Origin of the sequence: Aliigemmobacter aestuarii (assembly GCF_004799285.1) — a bacterium.
Taxonomy (GTDB): Bacteria; Pseudomonadota; Alphaproteobacteria; order Rhodobacterales; family Rhodobacteraceae; genus Aliigemmobacter; species Aliigemmobacter aestuarii.
In genome coordinates, this window is sequence record NZ_SSND01000001.1 from 1,727,649 (window position 1) to 1,745,411 (window position 17,763).

A 17,763-nucleotide genomic window follows, 5' to 3' on the forward strand; every position below is an offset into this window, starting at 1 on the left:
TTGAAGAAACCCGGTCACCAGATGCGTCCGGGGCGGATGCAAGCCAAGCCACGCAAATCTGGCACCGATGTGGCAAGCCTCTGACGAACGCGTCAGCCGTTCTCGCGCAGGATTGCCCCGGCCAGGTAAAGCGACCCGCAGATCAGGACCCGTGCCGCCGGATCGTGCGCGGTGATCGCCGCCAGCGCTGCCGCGGCGCTTTCGGCGGTCGTGGCCTTCATGCCGGCAGCGGTGGCCGCCCCTGCCGTCACCTCGGCGGGAAGCGTGTTCTTTTCGCCGGGGATCCAGATCGCGTGCAGTTCCGTCACATGCGGGGCCAGAGGGCGCAGATAGCCGCCGATGTCCTTCGTGTTCAGCATGCCGCAGATCAGGTGGGTGGGCCGCGCGGGCATCTGTGCCAGCGTGGCGGCCAGCGCCTCGCCCCCGGCGGGATTATGCCCGCCGTCCAGCCACAATTCCACGCCCGGCGCCATGTCCACCAGCGGACCGCGGCGCAGGCGCTGCATCCGGGCAGGCCATTCGGCGCGCGTCACGGCAGCCTCGCAGGCGGCCTCGCCATATCCCAGGGCGCGCAGGGCCGCGATGGCGGCGCCGGCATTCTGGATCTGGTGCGGGCCGGGCAGGTTCGGCAGGGGCAGGTCCAGCAGGCCGTTTTCATCCTGATAGATCAGCCGCCCGGCTTCGGCAAAGGCGTGCCAGTGCTGCCCGTGGACGAAAAGGGGCGCGCCAAGACGTTCGGCCCGTGCCTCGATCACCGCCAGCCCCTCGGGCGCCTGCGGGCCGACGATGCAGGGCACGCCGCGCTTGATGATCCCGGCCTTTTCGCCGGCGATCTCTGGCAGGGTTTCGCCCAGATACTGCTGATGGTCCAGCGATACCGGCGTGATGATCGTCAGGGCCGGTTTCTCGACCACGTTGGTGGCATCCAGCCGCCCGCCCAGACCCACCTCAAGCAGCGTGAAATCCGCCGGGGTGCGGGCAAAGGCCGCGAAGGCCGCGCAGGTGGTGATCTCGAAAAAGGTGATCTCTTCACCGCCATTGGCGGCCACGCATTCATCCAGAAGCGCGGTCAGCGCGGGTTCGGAAATCAGATCCCCCGCCAGCCGGATGCGTTCGTGAAAGCGCGCCAGATGCGGCGATGTATAGGCATGCACGCGCTTGCCCGCCGCTTCCAGACCGGCGCGGATCATCGCCTGCGTGGATCCCTTCCCATTGGTCCCGGCGACATGGATCACCGGGGGAAGCCCGCGTTCGGGATGGCCAAGCGCCGCCAGCAGGCGGTGGACGCGGTCAAGCGTAAGGTCGATGACCTTGGGGTGCAGGGTCATCATCCGTTCAAGGATCAGGTCGGATCCCGTCGCCTGCGGCGTGGTCATTTCCGGGCGGCTTCCGCTTTGGCGGCTTCGGGCGCGGCAGGCGTTTCGGCCGCGGGCGCGGGCAGGTCGCCCTTCACCGCCGGGCCCTGACGGGTCAGCATCCGCAGGATCGTGACCAGTTCGTCGCGCAGGTCCTTGCGGTGGGTCACGCGGTCAAGCATCCCGTGATCCAGCAGGTATTCCGCGCGCTGGAAGCCTTCGGGCAGCTTTTCGCGGATCGTCTGTTCGATCACGCGCGGCCCGGCAAAGCAGATCAGCGCGTTCGGCTCGGCGATCTGCACGTCGCCCAGCATCGCATAGGAAGCCGTCACGCCGCCGGTCGTCGGATGTGTCAGCACGACGATGTAGGGCAGCCCCGCCTCTTTCAGCATCTCGACCGCGACGGTGGTGCGCGGCATCTGCATCAGGGAAAGGATGCCTTCCTGCATCCGTGCCCCGCCAGCGGCGGAAAACAGGATCATCGGGCGTTTCAGTTTCACGGCGCGTTCGGCGCCGGCGATGATGGCATTGCCCACATACATGCCCATCGACCCGCCCATGAAGGCGAAATCCTGCCCGACGCAGACAACGGGGGTGCGGGCGATCTCGCCCTCGGCGACCAGCATGGCATCCTTCTCGCCGGTTGCCTTCTGCGCGGCCTTGATCCGCTCGGGGTATTTCTTCTGGTCACGGAAGTGCAGCGGATCGGCCAGCGGCTCGGGCACCTTCACTTCGGTGAAGATCCCGCCGTCGAACAGCGCCTTGAAGCGGTCGCGCGGCGTGATCGCCATGTGGTGATCGCAGGAGGTGCAGACGTTCAGGTTGTCGGCCAGTTCCCGGTGGAACAGCATGGTTCCGCATTCGGGGCACTTCGTCCACAGGTTCTCGGGCACTTCCCGGCGCGAGAAGAGCGAGTTGATCTTCGGGCGGACGTAGTTCGAGATCCAGTTCATGCAGGCTGGCCCTTCGGTTATCGTTCGGCCCCCGAAATAAGCCGGGGGGGGCCGAAATGCAATCACAAGCGCGGCGGGGCGATCTCGTCAGGCGACGAAACGCGCCCAGGCCCAGACAAGCCCGATCAACACGGGCTGATGAACCAGATAGATCGCAAGGCTGTGCCGCCCCGGCCATGACAGCCGCCGTGTCAGTGGCGTTTCGGCCCGGGCAAGGCTGCGCCACAGGCCGGATGCGGTGCCGATGCGCCCCAGCACCATGCCAGCCAGGAACGGTGCGGCCCAGGGAAGCAGGGGCACATAATCCACCATGCCGGGCCGCCCTTCGGCCTGCACCAGCCAGACCCACGCCGGGTGGGAAAAGGTGCCCGGGGCGATCCAGCCGGGGGCGAAAAAGGCGGCGATGGCCGCGGCGGCCGTGACCGCGGCGGGCAGGCGCAGGAACAAAAGCCCCAGCACCGAACAGGCCGCGATCGAATGCAGGATGCCAAAGCGCACCCAGGCCTCGCCCATGCCGAACCTCGTCCCTAGGCTGACGGCGATCGCTGCTGCCGCAAGGATCGCAAGCCGCCGCAGGAAAGACGGCCACCTGATGCCCCGCCCATGTGCCAGCCACAGGCTGACGCCCGCGAGAAACAGGAAGCTGCCCGCCGTCATCCGGGCGAACAGCGCCCAGAACGGTGTGAAGGCCGTATCGGGATCGATCAGACGGAACAGGGCCAGATCGTAGGTGAGGTGAAAGACAACCATCGCCAACAGCGCGACACTGCGCGCGATGTCCAGCGCGGGGATGCGGTGGATCGCGCCGTTTGCAGCGTTCACGTCGGAGGCGTGGGTCATTCCTGAGTGTCTTTCGGCCGGCGACCTGTCGTCGGCAAGCCTAACGACATACGCGCCGGGCGCAATCCGCCTTGCCCCGCTGGCGCTGCCCCTTTATTCCATTGCCCAGCGAATTCCCGGAGGATGCCATGACCAACACCCGTTTCGACAAATCGAAACTGCCCAGCCGCCACGTGACCGAAGGACCGGCCCGCGCGCCGCACCGGTCGTATTTCTATGCCATGGGCATCACCGAGGAAGAAATTCATCAGCCCTGGGTTGGCGTGGCGACCTGCTGGAACGAGGCCGCACCCTGCAACATCGCGCTGAACCGTCAGGCGCAGTCGGTCAAGATGGGCGTGAAGAAGGGCGGCGGTACGCCGCGCGAATTCACCACGATCACCGTGACCGACGGGATCGCGATGGGGCACGAGGGCATGCGTTCGTCGCTGGCTTCGCGCGATGCGATTGCCGACACGGTCGAACTGACGATGCGCGGCCATTGCTATGACGCGCTGGTCGGCCTTGCCGGGTGCGACAAGTCGTTGCCGGGGATGATGATGGCGATGGTCCGCCTGAACGTGCCGAGCGTCTTCATCTATGGCGGGTCGATCTTGCCGGGCAAGCTGAACGGGCGCGACGTGGTGGTGCAGGACGTGTTCGAAGCCGTGGGCAAGCATCAGGCCGGCAACATGACCGATGCCGAACTCGACATCCTGGAACGGGTCGCCTGCCCCTCGGCCGGGGCCTGCGGCGGGCAATACACCGCCAACACGATGGCCTGCGTGTCCGAGGCGATCGGCCTTGCGCTGCTGAATTCGTCGGGCGCGCCCGCCCCCTATGAAAGCCGCGACCAGTATGGCGACGCCTCGGGCGTGGCGGTGATGAACCTGATCGAAAAGAACATCCGCGCCCGCGATATCGTGACGCGCAAGGCGCTGGAAAACGCGGCGCGCGTGGTCGCCTGCACGGGCGGTTCCACCAACGCGGGCCTGCACCTTCCCGCCATCGCACACGAGGCGGGGATCGACTTTGACCTGTTCGATGTCTGCGACATCTTCCGCGACACGCCCTATTTCGTGTCGCTGCGTCCGGGTGGCGAATTCGTTGCCAAGGACCTGTATGAGGTGGGCGGCGTGCCCGTGGTGATGAAGGAACTGCGCAAGGCGGGCCTTATCCACGAAGATTGCATCACCGCCTCTGGCCGCACCATGGGCGAGGAACTGGACGAGATCACGCGCGAGGCCGATGGCCGGGTGATCTATCCGGTCGCGACGCCGATCACCAAGACCGGCGGCGTCGTCGGCCTGCGCGGCAACCTGGCGCCCGACGGGGCCATCGTGAAGGTCGCCGGCATGTCCGAGACCGAACAGGTCTTCACTGGCCCGGCCCGCGTGTTCGAATGCGAGGAAGACGCCTTCGAGGCAGTGCAGAAGCGCGAATACAAGGAAGGCGAGGTCATCGTGATCCGCAACGAGGGTCCGGCGGGTGGCCCCGGCATGCGCGAAATGCTGGCCACCACCGCCGCGCTGTCCGGGCAGGGCATGGGCAAGAAGGTCGCGCTCATCACCGATGGCCGCTTTTCGGGCGCGACGCGCGGGTTCTGCGTGGGTCACGTCGGCCCCGAGGCCGCGCATGGCGGGCCGATCGCCCTGCTGAAGAACGGCGACGTGATCACCATCAACGCGCTGACGGGCGAGATTTCGGTCGCGCTGTCGGATGACGAGCTGGCGAAGCGCAAGGCCGACTGGAAAGGCCCGCGTCGCACCCAGTATGAAAGCGGCGCGCTGTACAAGTACGCCCGCCTGGTGGGCGGCGCGCGTTGGGGCGCGGTGACCCATCCGGGCGCCAAGGCCGAGCGCCACATCTACATGGATCAGTGATCCCTGCCGGCCGGCGTCCGAACGCGGGCGCCGGTCGTCCTGAAATGCTTTACATTTTACTGACAATCGGGGAATCGTTTCCATACACTCAATAATTGAGTGATTGTCCCTTAGTCATGACCGATCAGTAGAAGAGCCGCGCCCCCGCCCATGCCGAAACTCTCCGATACGTTCATGGACCGGCTGATGCAGAGGCGCGCCCTGCGACGTTGGGCCGGGTTGGCGGACAAGTCGGGCGAGGTCGATCTGGAAACGCTGCGCGATCTGCGCGGGAAGGCCCGGCAGTTGCGGCGCCAGCTGGACCGCGTCATTCACGAGGCCGAACACCGTTTGGCCCTGCCCGTGATCGGCTCCAACGCGATCCGCAAGCCGATGGGGGCGGATTGGGCATGGCGGCCGGATCTGTGGAAGGGCCAGATTCCCGTCCCCGGCATGTCCACGGTTCCCGGCCGTGCCTCCGTCTGCGATGGGGCGACCGTGTTTCACGACTGCCGCCGGTCGGAACTGACCGTCCGCCAGATCCGCAACACGCGCGAGGCCGATATCGCCCCGTTCGGCTTTCGCATGGACGTGTTCCGGTTCGATGGCAGCTTCCTTTCTCTGGTGCTCGACCTGCCGCCCGAAGCCGTGCAGGGCCTGAAGCTGAGGCATCTGGTGCGGCTCGACGTGATCGTCGAGATGGAAAAACCGCTTGAGATCTTCGCCCGGCTGAACATCAAGCATGGCCCGAACGTCGAGCAGATCGTGCGCGAACTTCCCCTGAACGAGGAAGAGGTCATGGTCGAATTCGATCTGGCCTATACCAAGGTGAACGAGAAGCGGATCGAAAAGCTTTGGGTCGACCTCATCTTTGAAGGACCCGAGATGAACCAGATCATCCTGAGGGATGTTACCTTCTGTCGCCGCCCGAGGGCGGATCTGTAACGGGATTTGGGCGCATGTCCGACATCAGGCTGACCAAGACACGGATACGCGAGGGCGTGTGGGAGGGTGTGCTGACCGGCGCGACCAGCCTGCCGCAGGTGACTGTCACGCTGCTGGAACGGCCGCTTGAGGGTGTCGGCGTTTCCGAGATCCCGGGCCGACCGGGCGAATGGGCCGTCCGCGTGCCGATCCCGGCCGAGACGTTGAACGACGGTGTACAGACCTTCCTGATCCACGACCGCGTATCTGGCGAAAGGCTGGCGCATTTCACGGTGATCACCGGCGTCGCGATGGAAGACGACCTGCGCGCCGAGATCGACCTGCTGCGTGCGGAACTCGACATGTTGAAGCGCGCGTTCCGCAGGCACTGCCTGGAAACAGCGGGCTGAGACGCGCCGAAAAGGGGGGCTGTCTGCCCCCCTCGGCCTTCGGCCTTCCCCCCGAGGGTATTTTCCTCAGGTTGAAGTGACGCCGCGTTTGCCGTGACAGACGGCTGTCCGGTTTGGCATGAAGGGCGGGTGGAGGACCCGCCGATGACCGATTACCCGCATCTTCTTTCGCCGCTCGACCTTGGCCATGTGACCCTGCCCAACAGGGTGTTGATGGGGTCGATGCACACTGGTCTGGAAGAAACCGGGGACTGGAACCGGGTGGCCGAATTCTATGCCGCGCGGGCGCGGGGCGGCGTGGCGCTGATGGTGACGGGCGGCATGGCGCCCAACCGCGAGGGCGGGGTGTTTCCCGGGGCGGCGGGGCTGTTCGGCGCGCAGGACATCGCCAATCATCGGATCGTCACCGGACGGGTGCATGAGGCGGGCGGACGGATCGCGATGCAGATCCTGCATGCGGGACGCTATGCCTATGGGCCCGATTGCGTTTCGGCCAGTGCGCTGAAATCGCCGATCTCGCCCTTCCCGCCGAGGGAACTTGACGAGGACGGGATCGAAAAGCAGATCGGCGATATCGTCACCGCCGCCGTGCGGGCGCGCGAGGCCGGGTATGACGGCGTCGAGGTGATGGGAAGCGAGGGCTATTTCCTGAACCAGTTCCTGGTCCGCCATACCAACCGCCGGACCGACCGCTGGGGCGGGTCCTACGAGAACCGGATGCGCCTTCCGGTCGAGGTGGTGCGGCGGGTGCGCGCCTCGGTGGGTGCGGATTTCATCCTGATCTACCGGATCAGCCTGATCGACCTGATCCCCGACGGATCGACCTGGGATGAGGTCGTCCAACTGGCCCGCGCCATTCAGGCGGCGGGGGCGTCGATCCTGAACACCGGGATCGGCTGGCACGAGGCACGGGTGCCCACCATCGCCACATCGGTGCCGCGGGCGGCCTTTGCCCACCTGACCGGCAGGCTGCGGCCCGAGGTGGGCATTCCCGTCATCACCTCGAACCGGATCAACACGCCCGAGGTGGCCGAAACCATCCTGTCGGACGGTCTAGCCGACATGGTTTCGATGGCGAGGCCCTTCCTGGCGGATGCCGATTTCGTGGCCAAGGCGAAAGCAGGGCGGGCGCGGGAAATCGCCCCCTGCATCGCCTGCAATCAGGCCTGTCTTGACCATACGTTCAGCGGCAAGCTGACGTCATGCCTGGTCAACCCGCGCGCGTGCCATGAAACCGAACTGCGGTACGAACCCGCTGCGGTGGCCAAATCGGTGGCGGTGGTGGGCGCAGGACCGGCCGGGATGATGACCGCCATCGTCGCGGCGGAACGCGGGCACAGGGTGACGCTGTTCGATCGGGCCGACCGCGTCGGGGGCCAACTGAACCTTGCCCGGCAGGTTCCGGGCAAGGAAGAGTTTCACGGTCTTGTCGACTGGTTCGGCGTGATGCTGGACCGCGCGGGCGTGACGCTGCGCCTGAACACGCGGGCCGGGGCCGACGATCTGCGCGGCTTTGACGAGGTGGTGGTGGCCACTGGCGTTGCCCCACGCGATCCGGCGATTCCGGGGCAGGAAACCGCACTGGGCTATATCGACGTGCTGAAGGGCGCCCCCGTGGGGCCGCGAGTTGCCATCGTGGGTGCGGGCGGCATCGGCTTTGACGTGGCCGAATACCTTGTGCATCGGGGCCACAGCCCTGCGACCGACCCGGCGCTGTGGCGGCGGGAATGGGGCGTGGCCGATCCGTCCGTCGCAGCGGGGGGCCTTTCCCCCGCCGGCCCGCAGCCGGAGCCGCCCGCGCGCGAGGTTTGGCTGCTGCAGCGCAAGCCGGAAAAACCGGGGCGCAAGCTGGGCAAGACGACGGGCTGGATTCATCGCGCGGCATTGCAGATGAAGGGCGTGAAGATGATCGGCGGCGTCCGGTATGACCGGATCGACGCCGAGGGCCTGCACATCACCCGCGATGGCGCGCAAGAGGTGCTGGCTGTGGATACGGTCGTGCTCTGTGCCGGGCAGGTTCCGGACCGTGCGCTGGCCGATGATCTGGCCGCCGCCGGGATCGCTGCGCATGTGATCGGCGGGGCGGATGTCGCGGCCGAGCTTGACGCCAAGCGCGCCATCGATCAGGGCGCGCGGCTGGCGGCGACGCTGTAACACGTCAGGGAACGGCGGGCGGGGTGGCCGGCCTGCCCCGCCCGCCGCTGCGTCAGTTCGCGACCGGCGGGACCAGGCCGTCGGCAATCGCCTTGGTCAGTTCCTCGGCATCCACGCCGCCGTCGGCGTTCACGTCCATTGCCGTGAACGCATCCTGTGTCAGATCGGCATAGACCGTCTGCAGTTCGGTCAGCGACCAGGTGCCGTTGCCGTCCGCGTCCGCGATTTCGGGCAGGTCCTGCGCGAGCGCGGCGAGAGGGGCAAGGATCAGCGGAAGGGCGAAGATCGTCGTTTTCATCTTTGGTCCTTTCTTGGGTTGCGACGCGGTCTTGCCGTGCCATGCCCAAAAACTTGGCCGCCGCCCGGCGACCGCGCCAGAGCGTCTGCGGATCGGCGGGATTCCCCCGCCGCTTCGCCTGAATTTGAGGGTGGGAATTCCGCCCAAGGTTGTATCCGTGCAAGTCCCTGTCCCTTTTTTTGCCGACTGAAACAGGGAAAATCGGCGGGCGGAGGTGTCGTGTGGCTGTTTCGCTGCCATTAACGATCCGCGTAATTACCGCGGACTTGTCGCGCCCTTACCGCAATCTCGCCTGATTTGGCTTTCAATAAGGGTCATCAACCCGCGTAAGTTGGTATGGGGAAAACAATGGACCGACTGACAGAAATGGAAGCATTTGCCACGGTCGTGGACCAAGGCGGCTTCACGGATGCGGCCAAGAAGATGGGCATCTCCAAGTCGGCAGTGTCCAAGCACGTGTCGGCACTCGAAGCCCGTCTGGGCGCCCGCCTTCTGAACCGGACCACCCGCCGAGTCAGCCCGACGGAAATCGGGCTGGCCTATTACGACAGGGCGCGTCGGGTTCTGAACGATGCGGGCGAGGCGGATGCGCTTGTCACCTCGATGCAATCGGCACCCTCGGGCCTTCTGCGCATTTCGGTTGCGACCGATTTCGGGGTGAACCTGCTGTCGCCGATCCTGGGGGATTTCCTTCTGGAATATCCCGACATCACCGTGAACATGGTGCTGAACAACCGCTATGTCGAACTGATCTCGGAGGGGTTCGACATGGCCATCCGCGTCGGCGAACTGGAAGACAGCTCGCTTCGCGCGCGGAAGCTGACCGACACGACCAAGCGCATGATCGGCGCACCGTCCTATTTCCAGAAATTCGGTCGGCCGCTGAAGATCGACGATCTGAACGACCACAAGCTGCTGCACTATTCCAACCAGGCCAATGGCAACGTGTGGAAGGTCACCGCGCCGTCCGGGGAAAAGCGGCAGGTGCGGTCGGCCGGCTGGCTGACGGTCAATGACGGACAGTCGCTGCTGAATGCGGCGGTCTCGGGCCTTGGGATTGCGTATCTGCCGTCGTTCCTTTGTGCCGATGCGCTGCGTCTGGGCCAGGTCGAAGAGGCGATCCCCGGCCTGCCCGTCGAAACGCTGGGCATCTATGCCGTCTATCCTCCGGGGCGCTTCACCCAGCCCAAGGTGCGGGCTTTCATCGACTTTCTGGCGCGGCGTTTCGCAGACAAGGGTCCTGACAACTGGTAAATGTGACTTGGGTTATTGTGAGTTGTCAGGTCAACGGGTCGAGGTGAGCATCACCTCGACTCTTCTGTTTTGGGTGCGCCCCTCAGGCGTCAGGTTCGAGGCACGGGGCACAAGGTATCCCACCCCTTCCGCGCTGACCTGACCCGAAGGCGCGCCGTATCGTTCGATCAGAACCTCGCGGACTGAAGCGGCGCGCCTGCGTGACAGGGCGATGTTGGCATCCAGCCCGCCCGAGGCATCGGTATGGCCCACCAGCGTGATGCTGCGGTCGGGGTTGGCCTTCAGGTAATCGGCCAGTTCAAGAAGCGAGGCATAATCGCCCTCGACCAGCGATGACGCGCCCGAGGCAAAGACCAGATCATCCAGTGCGATCGACCCGCCCGTTTCAAGACGTTCGCCCAGGGGCCGCGCGTCGGCGTCGCGGTCGGCGGAGGACGTGGCCGGGCGGATCGTCGCGGGGGCGGTTCCCGTCGTGATCTTCGGTGGCAGCGGCGCGGTGGCCCCCACCTGCGTGACCTGCACGAACCCCGCGACCGATGACCGGCTGGCGATCAGCGTGATGAAACGGCTTTCCCCGTCCACGACCCGTTCGGCGGCCAGATAGCGGAAATCGCCCAGATCGACATGCATGTCGGGTTCGGGCAGGATCTCAAGCTCGAAGCGGAAATCGAAGCCGCCACATTCATCCGTTTCGCATTCGTAAAGGATGGTCCAGCCGTCCGCGACGAGTTGCGCCTTTAGCGGATTGAGTATGGCGAGCGTTGTCAGGCCCGGCATGTCGATCCGCCAGGCAGTCTGGTCCAGAACCCCTTCCACGGTGCGGGCGGGAACCCCATCGGCGGACCACGGACCGATCGCCATGCGGTAGGTCGCAGGCGCCTCCTGCCGGTTGGCGCCGGGTGCGGCGGGGCCGGGGAATTCCAGTGTCAGCGCATGAGCCGGGGCAAGCGCCATCACCGACAGGGCAAGGATCGGTGCCCTGCCCATCAGCCCTGACAGCAATCTTGCCGGTCTGTTCAACACGGGGCGCGCACTCTTTCCGGGTTACAGGATGCGGTAATGGTAGTGACCAACCACATCCATGCCCAGAGAAGAATACAGCGCCCGCGCGCCCTCATTCGCCTCGGTCACGACCAGCGAGAAGGTTTCCGCCCCCTGATCGGCGGCCCATCCGGCCGCGCGCTTCAGCATCGCGCGGGCCAGTCCCTTGCGCCGCATCGCGGGCAGCACCTCGACGGCGTGAACCATGGCGATGGGGCCGTTGACGGCCACGAAAAGCGCGCCTGCCGCGCGATCTTCGATCCGGCCGAGGATGGCGCATTTCGGGCCAGCGACGCGCTGCATCACGGCAACGCGGCCGGGCCCGATCCCGGTTTCCTCCCAGACCTCAAGCGTGATGGCCAAAGGCGGCCAGTGCGGAAAGGCCTTCATCGGGCTGGGGGCCGGTTCGGCCACTGCGGCTGCTGGGCCCGCATAGGCCACAACCGGATCCTTGACCCGGTAGCCGCGCGCCGCAAGCACCGCGTCTAGCGCGGCATCCTGCGTGCGGATCATGAACAGCGGGGTCTGGCCCAGATCGCGCATCGCCTGTTCGGCAGCCGGGATGTCGGCCCCGGTCCAGTCGCCCGCGACGGTCGCCGCCGAAACGCGCTGCCCGCCGCCCTGTCCCTCGCGGACGATCCACGGGCCGATGCGGCGCGCCGATGCGGGCGGCCATGTCGCCTCGACGGTTGCGTAAAGCGCGTCTGGCGTCATTCCTGCCCCACCAGAGCGCAAAGCCGGGTCATCGCGGCATCGATGCGTCCGGGATCGGTGCCGCGGATCACCAGATTGGTGCCATGCGCGCCGTTCTGGATGAACGGGTAAGACCCCATCGAGAGATCGGGAAATTCGGCCGCCAGCGCGCCGAAGAGGGTGGCGATATCGCCCTCGCCGCGGTTCACCCGCAGGGACTGCGACAGAAGCGGGTCGCCCCCGGTCAGTTGCGGCAGGACGCTGGCGACCATGGCCTGAAAGATGTTCGGCACGCCAGCCATCACATGAACATTGCCGATGGTGAAGCCCGGTGCGGTCGATACCGGATTGTCGATCAGCGTGGCGCCGTCGGGGATGCGAGCCATCCGCTGGCGGGCCTCGTTGAATTCCAGCCCCGCACGATCGTAATGGGCCTGAAGCAGCGCCATCGCATCCGCCCGGTGCGAGATGCCCACGCCGAAGGCCGCGGCGATCGCATCGGCGGTGATGTCGTCATGGGTCGGGCCGATCCCGCCCGAGGTGAACACATGATCCCACCGCGTGCGTAAGGCGTTCAGCGCCTCGACGATGGCGGGCTGGTCATCGGCCACGACGCGCGCTTCCATCAGGCGGATGCCGTGCTGGGTCAGCTGCCCGGCCAGATAGTGGGTGTTGCCGTCGCGGGTGCGACCCGAAAGGATTTCATCGCCGATCACCAGCATCGCGGCCGTCGGGTTCGCCATGACCTTCCCCTGTCTCTTGCAAGCCTTCAAAGGCGGGTATAGGGCCGGACCCATGCGCTTTCAAACCCTTCTGACCGAAGGCCGCCTTCTGCGGCGGTACAAGCGGTTTCTGGCCGATATCGAACTGGCGGACGGGACGGTCGTGACCGCCCATTGCGCCAATCCCGGCAGCATGCGGACGATGTGCGATCCGGGGTGCGATAGTGGCGCGCGGGTCTGGATCGAGGGCAATGACGATCCCCGCAAGAAATTGCGCTGGTCCTGGAAGCTGGTCGAAACCGGCACGGGCCTTGCGGTTGTCGATACCGCATTGGCCAATCGCGTGGTGGCCGAGGCGCTGGCCGCGCGCGCCGTTCCGGGGCTGGCGGACCATGACACGATCCGCGCCGAGGTGGCCTTTGGCACCGAGGGCAGTCGGGTGGATTTCCTGCTGGACGGGCCGCGCCGCAGTTTCATCGAGGTGAAGGCCGTCACGATGGCGCGGGACGGCTGGGCCGAATTCCCCGACAGCGTGACCGCGCGCGGGACCCGCCACTTGCGCGAACTTGCCAGGATCGCGACGGCCGGCGGCAGGGACGGGGACCGGGCGGTTCTTCTGTTCCTAGTGGCGCGGCAGGGGCAGTCGCGCGTGCGCATCGCCGCCGATATCGATCCGGCCTATGCCGCGGCCTTCGATGCTGCCCGCGCCGCCGGGGTCGAGGTTCTGGCCCTGTCCTGCGCGATCTCGTCCCAGGCTGTGGCGGTGGACGCGGTCCTGCCGGTCGATCCGCGGCCGCAGGGGGGCTGATGGTCTGGCAAAGTCCCGTTTCATTGGCTATCTAGGGCCAAAGTCGAAAAGGAAGACCCCGTGGACGAGACCAGAGGCCGCATTACCAAGGATGGCATCCGCATCTATGAAGACGCGGATTTCGCGGGCATGCATGCCGCCGGCCGGGTCGCTGCCGAGATTCTGGATGCGGTCGCGCCCCTGGTGCAGCCGGGCGTCACGACCGAGGCGCTGGACCGTTTCATCACCGACGAGGTGGAACGGCGCGGCGTGGTTTCGGCGACGATCGGCTACAAGGGGTATCGCCACGCGTCCTGCATCAGCGTGAACCATGTGGTCTGCCACGGCATCCCCGGCGCGAAGGTCCTGAAGGATGGTGACATTCTCAACATCGACGTCACCGTGATCGTTGATGGCTGGTACGGCGACACAAGCCGGATGTATGTGGCCGGCGCACTGGGCCGCAAGGCCGAACGCCTGATCCAGGTCACGCATGACAGCCTGATGAAGGGGATCGAGGCCGTGCGGCCCGGAAACACCTTTGGCGATATCGGCCATGCGATCCAGACCTATGTGGAAAGCCATCGGATGAGCGTGGTGCGCGATTTCTGCGGCCATGGCCTTGGCCGGGTGTTCCATGCCCCGCCGAACGTGCTGCATTACGGGCGTCCCGGCGCGGGTCCGGTTCTGGAAGAGGGAATGTTCTTTACCATCGAGCCGATGGTGAACCTCGGACGCCCGGAAACCAAGGTGCTCGCCGATGACTGGACGGCCGTGACGCGGGACAAGTCGCTGTCGGCGCAGTTCGAACATTCGGTCGGCGTGACGGCCACGGGATGCGAGATCTTCACCCTTTCGCCCGCGGGTAAATTCCACCCGACCTGGGGCTGAGGCGCCCGGACCCACGGGGTCACTTTGCCAGGATGAACCTAAAGGACGCGGCGGCGGGCGATGACCGGGCCGTTGCCCTGTTCCTTGATCCGCTTGATCGTGGCGCCGGTCGCCTCGGCCACGACCGACATGAAATGCCCGGTGGCGTGGATCAGGTAATCGGCGTTCATCGCAAGGGCCACGTGACCCTTCCAGAAGATCAGGTCGCCGCGTTTCAGCGCGGCCTTTTCCGATACCGGTTTTCCGGCGGCCTGTTGCAGGTCGCTGTCAGACGGAATGTCGATCCCGCAGGCGGCGTAGGCAAGTTGCGCAAGGCCCGAACAGTCGATCCCGGCGCGGGTGTTGCCGCCCCACAGATAGGGCGTGCCAAGCAGGCTTTGCGCCACGGCGACCGGGTCCTTGTGCCAGTCGCCCAGAGGCTTCAGGTGGCTGGCCGGAACATAACCGCGCGTGGTTTCAAGGAACTTGCCGGCCTCGCCCAGTACCCGCAACCGGCTGCCAAGGTACAGCGGGCCAAGCTCGGGCGCCTGAACGCGCGGTTCGGGGTAAAGATGGCTGGCGGGCGCAGAAAGCCAGTGCGTGGCCTCCTCGACCGGGCCCAGGGCGGTTTCGCGGATGTATCCGCAATGTCCATCCTTCCCGGACTGGCCGAAGGCCCATCCGCCATCCCGGTGGATCACCGTGAAGAGGTCGCCCATCAGTCGTTGCCGGTCGCGCGCGCCATCGGGGGCGGTCATCAGATCGGCCAGCGGCAGGATCACCTGCGCGGGGTCGCCTTCGGTAAAGTGCGGTGCATCGACCTGGCCGCGAAGCGAGACATGGGCGGCGCGGGCATTGGCGGGGGTCAGGCGTCTGTCCATCGGTCAGAGCCCCAGCATGGCGGGCAATCCCGTCAGGATCGCGCGCGCGCCCTGTCCCACGCCCCCCTTCAGACGCGCGGGCGCATCCGCGGGCGTATGGCCGTAAATGTCGAAATGCATGTAGCGCGGCGCATCGACGAAGCGGCGCAGGAACAGCGCCGCCGTGATCGACCCGGCCATCCCGCCCGATGGCGCGTTGTCCAGATCAGCGATGCCGGGTTCGATCATGGGTTCGTAGGGGTCCCAGAAGGGCATCCGCCAGACCGGATCGCAGGCCGGGGCGGCGGCGGCCGACAGCGCCTCGGCAAGATCATCGTCGTCGGTGTAGAACGGGGCCAGATCTGGCCCCACGGCCACCCGCGCGGCCCCTGTCAGGGTTGCCATGGAAATCAGAAGCTCGGGGTTTTCCTCGTCGGCCCAGGCCAGCGCGTCGGCCAGGATCAGGCGACCTTCGGCATCGGTGTTGTTCACCTCGACCGTCAGGCCCTTGCGGCTGGTGAGGATGTCGCGCGGGCGCATCGCATTGCCCGACACCGCGTTTTCGACCGCCGGAACGATCACGCGCAGCCGGACCGGCAGGCCAAGCGCCATGATCATCTGGGCAAGGCCCATCACCGTGGCGGCCCCGCCCATGTCCTTCTTCATCAAGAGCATGCCGCTGGAAGGTTTCAGGTCCAGCCCGCCGGTGTCGAAGCAGACGCCTTTTCCGACAAGCGTCAGGCTTGGTCCCGACGTGCCCCAGCGCATCGACAGGATGCGCGGCGCGCGGGCCGAGGCACGTCCGACGGCATGGACCATCGGAAACCCCTGCGCGATCAGGTCATCCCCGCGAATGGCCTGGGTGGCCGCCCCGAACCGCGCCGCCAGCGCCATGAAGGCTGATTCGAGTTCGTCCGGTCCAAGGTCCGAGGCCGGGGTGTTGATCAGGTCGCGGGTCAGGAATTCGGCTTCGGCCATGACGGTCAGCCGGACGGGATCGCACCCTTCCGGCGCTTTCAGGCGAACGGCCTGCGGCGTCTTCGCGGGGCGGTAGCGATCGAAGCGGTAGGTCGACAAGAGCCAGCCAAGCGCGATCTCGTCGCGCTGTGCCGGGTCGATCGGCCCTTCAAGCTGCCAGTCGCCCGCCGGGAGGGCGGACAGCCCCTTGACCGCGCCAAAGCGCGTGCGGCGGCGCGCGTCGGCCGTGCCAAGCCCCAGAACGGCGCCCGCCACCCGTCCATCGCCGTCGGGCACCAGGCGCAAGTCCCCGAGGTTCGCCTTGAACCCGCTGTCCTGCAACCATGTCTGCGTGGCGACCGGATGGGCGTTCAGCCAGGCGTCAAGCGCACTGGCCTCGACCACATGGATCGGGCGCGAGGGGGCATCGGGTTCTGCAAAGGCGGGGGTCATGGCGTGTCGTTCCTTTTGAACGTGTCTGGCCAGACCCTAACCTTTCCGCAGGCGCCCGCAACCCCGGCGCATCGAGGGGAAAAGCGGACAGACTAAAGCGACTGGCCCAACAGGTCGTGGCCCGGTGCCAGCGACCGTTCCGCCACCCGTACGAGCCGTGCCCAGACCGCCGCAAAGGCGGTCGGATCACCTGTCTCAAGGCAGGAACGCGCATCGGCCGCGACGCTTCCAAGGCTGACGAGGCCAAGCTGTTCGGCCATCGTCTGAAGTCGCCTGAACTGGCGCGGCAGATCGGCCAGATCATGCCCGCGCACCTTTGCGCGGATGCCTGACATCAACAGCGCGAGTTCGCCAAGCACCCGCGTCACCAGCCGTTCGGCGGCCTGCGTTCCCATGTCGCGATAGATCGCGGCAACCGGCCCGGCATCCTGCACGATGCTGTCATGCGGTCGAAGGACCGCCACCTGAATGCCCATGTCACACCCGTAAAATCCGTTCACACCCGGCAACATTTCTCGCGCGGCGGGCTGAACAAAAGGTTTCGCGTCGGCAAAGAAACCTCTCGAATTTTCCGGGTCTTCGACTTAGGAAGGCGCAACCCCTGCCGACGGAGCCGAAGATGGATTTTGCACGCCCCCTGCCGTCTTACCTGATCCAGCGCTATCATGGGTGGAAGGCGACGACCTATCAGGGCAACAAGGCGTGGTACCGGCGTCTGGCCGAAAGCGGGCAGCATCCGCGGGCGATGGTGATCTCGTGCTGTGACAGCCGCGTGCATGTCACCTCGATCTTCGGCGCGGACGAGGGCGAATTCTTCATCCATCGCAACATCGCCAACCTGGTCCCGCCCTACAATCCGGACGGCGAATACCACGGGACTTCGGCGGCGGTGGAATATGCCGTCACCGCGCTTGGCGTGGCGCATATCGTGGTGCTGGGCCATTCCAACTGCGGCGGGGTCAAGGGGTGCCACGACATGTGCAACGGGCGCGCCCCCGCGCTGGAAGAGAAATCGAGCTTTGTCGGCCGCTGGATGGATATCCTGCGCCCTGGCGTGAAGCGCATCAGCGACCTTCCCGAGGCCGAACAGCCCAGGGCGCTGGAAAAACAGGCCGTGGTGATCAGCCTTGAAAACCTGATGACCTTTCCCTTCGTGCGATCGGCTGTCGAGGATGACCGGCTGACGCTGCACGGGCTGTGGACCGATACTGGCGAAGGCGGGCTGGAACAGTTCGACCCTGCGCAGGGCGGGTTCGTCGCGCTTTGACCTGCGGGCGGGAAGCCGCCCGTTCCGTCCATCCCCCCCGGAACGGAAAAAGGCCTGCCCCGGGACTGTCGTGGGGCTGGCCTT

General features: G+C 66.2%; 18 protein-coding genes. 8 read left to right on the forward strand and 10 right to left on the reverse strand.

What is annotated here, in order from left to right:
- Positions 1-92: 92 nt before the first annotated feature.
- The 3 genes from E7811_RS08415 to E7811_RS08425 form a co-directional block, all read right to left on the reverse strand.
- Positions 93-1,376, reverse strand: coding sequence for a bifunctional folylpolyglutamate synthase/dihydrofolate synthase (locus E7811_RS08415; RefSeq protein ID WP_136394068.1), 1,284 nt, complete (start codon positions 1,374-1,376; stop codon positions 93-95).
- A complete protein-coding gene (gene accD, locus E7811_RS08420) occupies positions 1,373-2,308 on the reverse strand; it encodes an acetyl-CoA carboxylase, carboxyltransferase subunit beta (protein ID WP_136394069.1) in 936 nt (311 codons plus the stop codon). The genes E7811_RS08415 and accD overlap by 4 nt, the downstream gene beginning before the upstream one ends.
- 87 nt (positions 2,309-2,395) lie before the next feature.
- A complete protein-coding gene (locus E7811_RS08425) occupies positions 2,396-3,148 on the reverse strand; it encodes a heparan-alpha-glucosaminide N-acetyltransferase (protein WP_136394070.1) in 753 nt (250 codons plus the stop codon).
- A 128-nt stretch (positions 3,149-3,276) separates the two neighbouring features.
- Between E7811_RS08425 and ilvD the strand changes: the two genes are divergently transcribed.
- The 4 genes from ilvD (at position 3,277) to E7811_RS08445 (ending at position 8,477) form a co-directional block, all read left to right on the forward strand.
- Entirely contained in the window at positions 3,277-5,010 is a 1,734-nt protein-coding gene (gene ilvD, locus E7811_RS08430; RefSeq protein ID WP_136394071.1) for a dihydroxy-acid dehydratase, read from the forward strand.
- 150 nt (positions 5,011-5,160) lie between these two features.
- Positions 5,161-5,934, forward strand: coding sequence for a DUF6478 family protein (locus tag E7811_RS08435; RefSeq protein WP_211092089.1), 774 nt, complete (start codon positions 5,161-5,163; stop codon positions 5,932-5,934).
- Between the two features lie 14 nt (positions 5,935-5,948).
- Positions 5,949-6,323, forward strand: coding sequence for a hypothetical protein (locus E7811_RS08440; RefSeq protein WP_136394072.1), 375 nt, complete (start codon positions 5,949-5,951; stop codon positions 6,321-6,323).
- Positions 6,324-6,467: 144 nt separating this feature from the next.
- Positions 6,468-8,477: an NADPH-dependent 2,4-dienoyl-CoA reductase gene (locus E7811_RS08445; RefSeq protein WP_136394073.1), complete on the forward strand. Its 2,010-nt coding sequence runs from the start codon at positions 6,468-6,470 to the stop codon at positions 8,475-8,477.
- 52 nt (positions 8,478-8,529) lie between these two features.
- On the opposite strand, the gene E7811_RS08450 is transcribed toward E7811_RS08445, so the two are convergent.
- Positions 8,530-8,775, reverse strand: coding sequence for a penta-EF hand family protein (locus E7811_RS08450; protein WP_136394074.1), 246 nt, complete (start codon positions 8,773-8,775; stop codon positions 8,530-8,532).
- Between the two features lie 348 nt (positions 8,776-9,123).
- Between E7811_RS08450 and E7811_RS08455 the strand changes: the two genes are divergently transcribed.
- On the forward strand, positions 9,124-10,029 hold the full coding sequence (locus E7811_RS08455; protein WP_136394075.1) for a LysR family transcriptional regulator: 906 nt from the start codon (positions 9,124-9,126) through the stop codon (positions 10,027-10,029).
- Positions 10,030-10,059: 30 nt separating this feature from the next.
- On the opposite strand, the gene E7811_RS08460 is transcribed toward E7811_RS08455, so the two are convergent.
- From E7811_RS08460 to E7811_RS08470, 3 genes are read right to left on the reverse strand one after another with little or no spacing between them, the layout of a single operon-like run.
- Positions 10,060-11,016 (reverse strand): OmpA family protein, encoded by a 957-nt coding sequence (locus E7811_RS08460; protein WP_136394076.1) that lies wholly within the window; start codon positions 11,014-11,016, stop codon positions 10,060-10,062.
- 57 nt (positions 11,017-11,073) lie between these two features.
- Positions 11,074-11,784 carry a GNAT family N-acetyltransferase gene (locus E7811_RS08465; RefSeq protein WP_136394077.1) on the reverse strand — a complete coding sequence of 237 codons (711 nt, stop codon included), beginning with the start codon at positions 11,782-11,784 and terminating at the stop codon, positions 11,074-11,076.
- The gene (locus E7811_RS08470) at positions 11,781-12,506 is read right to left on the reverse strand and encodes a competence/damage-inducible protein A (RefSeq protein ID WP_136394078.1); all 726 of its coding nucleotides are present in this window, start codon (positions 12,504-12,506) and stop codon (positions 11,781-11,783) included. The genes E7811_RS08465 and E7811_RS08470 overlap by 4 nt, the downstream gene beginning before the upstream one ends.
- A 52-nt stretch (positions 12,507-12,558) precedes the next feature.
- Here E7811_RS08470 and sfsA point away from each other — a divergent pair, with 52 nt between their 5' ends.
- Complete coding sequence (gene sfsA / locus E7811_RS08475; protein WP_136394079.1) at positions 12,559-13,293, forward strand: DNA/RNA nuclease SfsA; 735 nt, start codon at positions 12,559-12,561, stop codon at positions 13,291-13,293.
- 60 nt (positions 13,294-13,353) lie between these two features.
- Entirely contained in the window at positions 13,354-14,163 is an 810-nt protein-coding gene (gene map, locus E7811_RS08480) for a type I methionyl aminopeptidase (RefSeq protein ID WP_136394080.1), read from the forward strand.
- 38 nt (positions 14,164-14,201) lie between these two features.
- Here map and E7811_RS08485 read toward each other — a convergent pair whose 3' ends face one another.
- From E7811_RS08485 to E7811_RS08495, 3 genes are all read right to left on the reverse strand, one after another.
- A complete protein-coding gene (locus E7811_RS08485; protein WP_136394081.1) occupies positions 14,202-15,023 on the reverse strand; it encodes a C40 family peptidase in 822 nt (273 codons plus the stop codon).
- A gap of 3 nt (positions 15,024-15,026) precedes the next feature.
- A complete protein-coding gene (locus tag E7811_RS08490) occupies positions 15,027-16,412 on the reverse strand; it encodes a leucyl aminopeptidase family protein (RefSeq protein WP_136394082.1) in 1,386 nt (461 codons plus the stop codon).
- Positions 16,413-16,504: 92 nt separating this feature from the next.
- Positions 16,505-16,876, reverse strand: coding sequence for a hypothetical protein (locus E7811_RS08495; RefSeq protein ID WP_246020269.1), 372 nt, complete (start codon positions 16,874-16,876; stop codon positions 16,505-16,507).
- Between the two features lie 155 nt (positions 16,877-17,031).
- On the opposite strand from E7811_RS08495, the gene E7811_RS08500 reads away from it, so the two are divergent.
- A complete protein-coding gene (locus E7811_RS08500) occupies positions 17,032-17,679 on the forward strand; it encodes a carbonic anhydrase (RefSeq protein WP_136394084.1) in 648 nt (215 codons plus the stop codon).
- Positions 17,680-17,763: the final 84 nt, after the last annotated feature.

Excerpts from the sequence above, each read along its gene's own strand:
- E7811_RS08415 (WP_136394068.1), bottom strand. The coding sequence starts at position 1,376 with ATGACCACGCCGCAGGCGACGGGATCCGACCTGATCCTTGAACGGATG.
- accD (WP_136394069.1), bottom strand. The coding sequence starts at position 2,308 with ATGAACTGGATCTCGAACTACGTCCGCCCGAAGATCAACTCGCTCTTC.
- E7811_RS08425 (WP_136394070.1), bottom strand. The coding sequence starts at position 3,148 with ATGACCCACGCCTCCGACGTGAACGCTGCAAACGGCGCGATCCACCGC.
- ilvD (WP_136394071.1), top strand. The coding sequence starts at position 3,277 with ATGACCAACACCCGTTTCGACAAATCGAAACTGCCCAGCCGCCACGTG.
- E7811_RS08435 (WP_211092089.1), top strand. The coding sequence starts at position 5,161 with ATGCCGAAACTCTCCGATACGTTCATGGACCGGCTGATGCAGAGGCGC.
- E7811_RS08440 (WP_136394072.1), top strand. The coding sequence starts at position 5,949 with ATGTCCGACATCAGGCTGACCAAGACACGGATACGCGAGGGCGTGTGG.
- E7811_RS08445 (WP_136394073.1), top strand. The coding sequence starts at position 6,468 with ATGACCGATTACCCGCATCTTCTTTCGCCGCTCGACCTTGGCCATGTG.
- E7811_RS08450 (WP_136394074.1), bottom strand. The coding sequence starts at position 8,775 with ATGAAAACGACGATCTTCGCCCTTCCGCTGATCCTTGCCCCTCTCGCC.
- E7811_RS08455 (WP_136394075.1), top strand. The coding sequence starts at position 9,124 with ATGGACCGACTGACAGAAATGGAAGCATTTGCCACGGTCGTGGACCAA.
- E7811_RS08460 (WP_136394076.1), bottom strand. The coding sequence starts at position 11,016 with ATGGGCAGGGCACCGATCCTTGCCCTGTCGGTGATGGCGCTTGCCCCG.
- E7811_RS08465 (WP_136394077.1), bottom strand. The coding sequence starts at position 11,784 with ATGACGCCAGACGCGCTTTACGCAACCGTCGAGGCGACATGGCCGCCC.
- E7811_RS08470 (WP_136394078.1), bottom strand. The coding sequence starts at position 12,506 with ATGGCGAACCCGACGGCCGCGATGCTGGTGATCGGCGATGAAATCCTT.
- sfsA (WP_136394079.1), top strand. The coding sequence starts at position 12,559 with ATGCGCTTTCAAACCCTTCTGACCGAAGGCCGCCTTCTGCGGCGGTAC.
- E7811_RS08485 (WP_136394081.1), bottom strand. The coding sequence starts at position 15,023 with ATGGACAGACGCCTGACCCCCGCCAATGCCCGCGCCGCCCATGTCTCG.
- E7811_RS08490 (WP_136394082.1), bottom strand. The coding sequence starts at position 16,412 with ATGACCCCCGCCTTTGCAGAACCCGATGCCCCCTCGCGCCCGATCCAT.
- E7811_RS08500 (WP_136394084.1), top strand. The coding sequence starts at position 17,032 with ATGGATTTTGCACGCCCCCTGCCGTCTTACCTGATCCAGCGCTATCAT.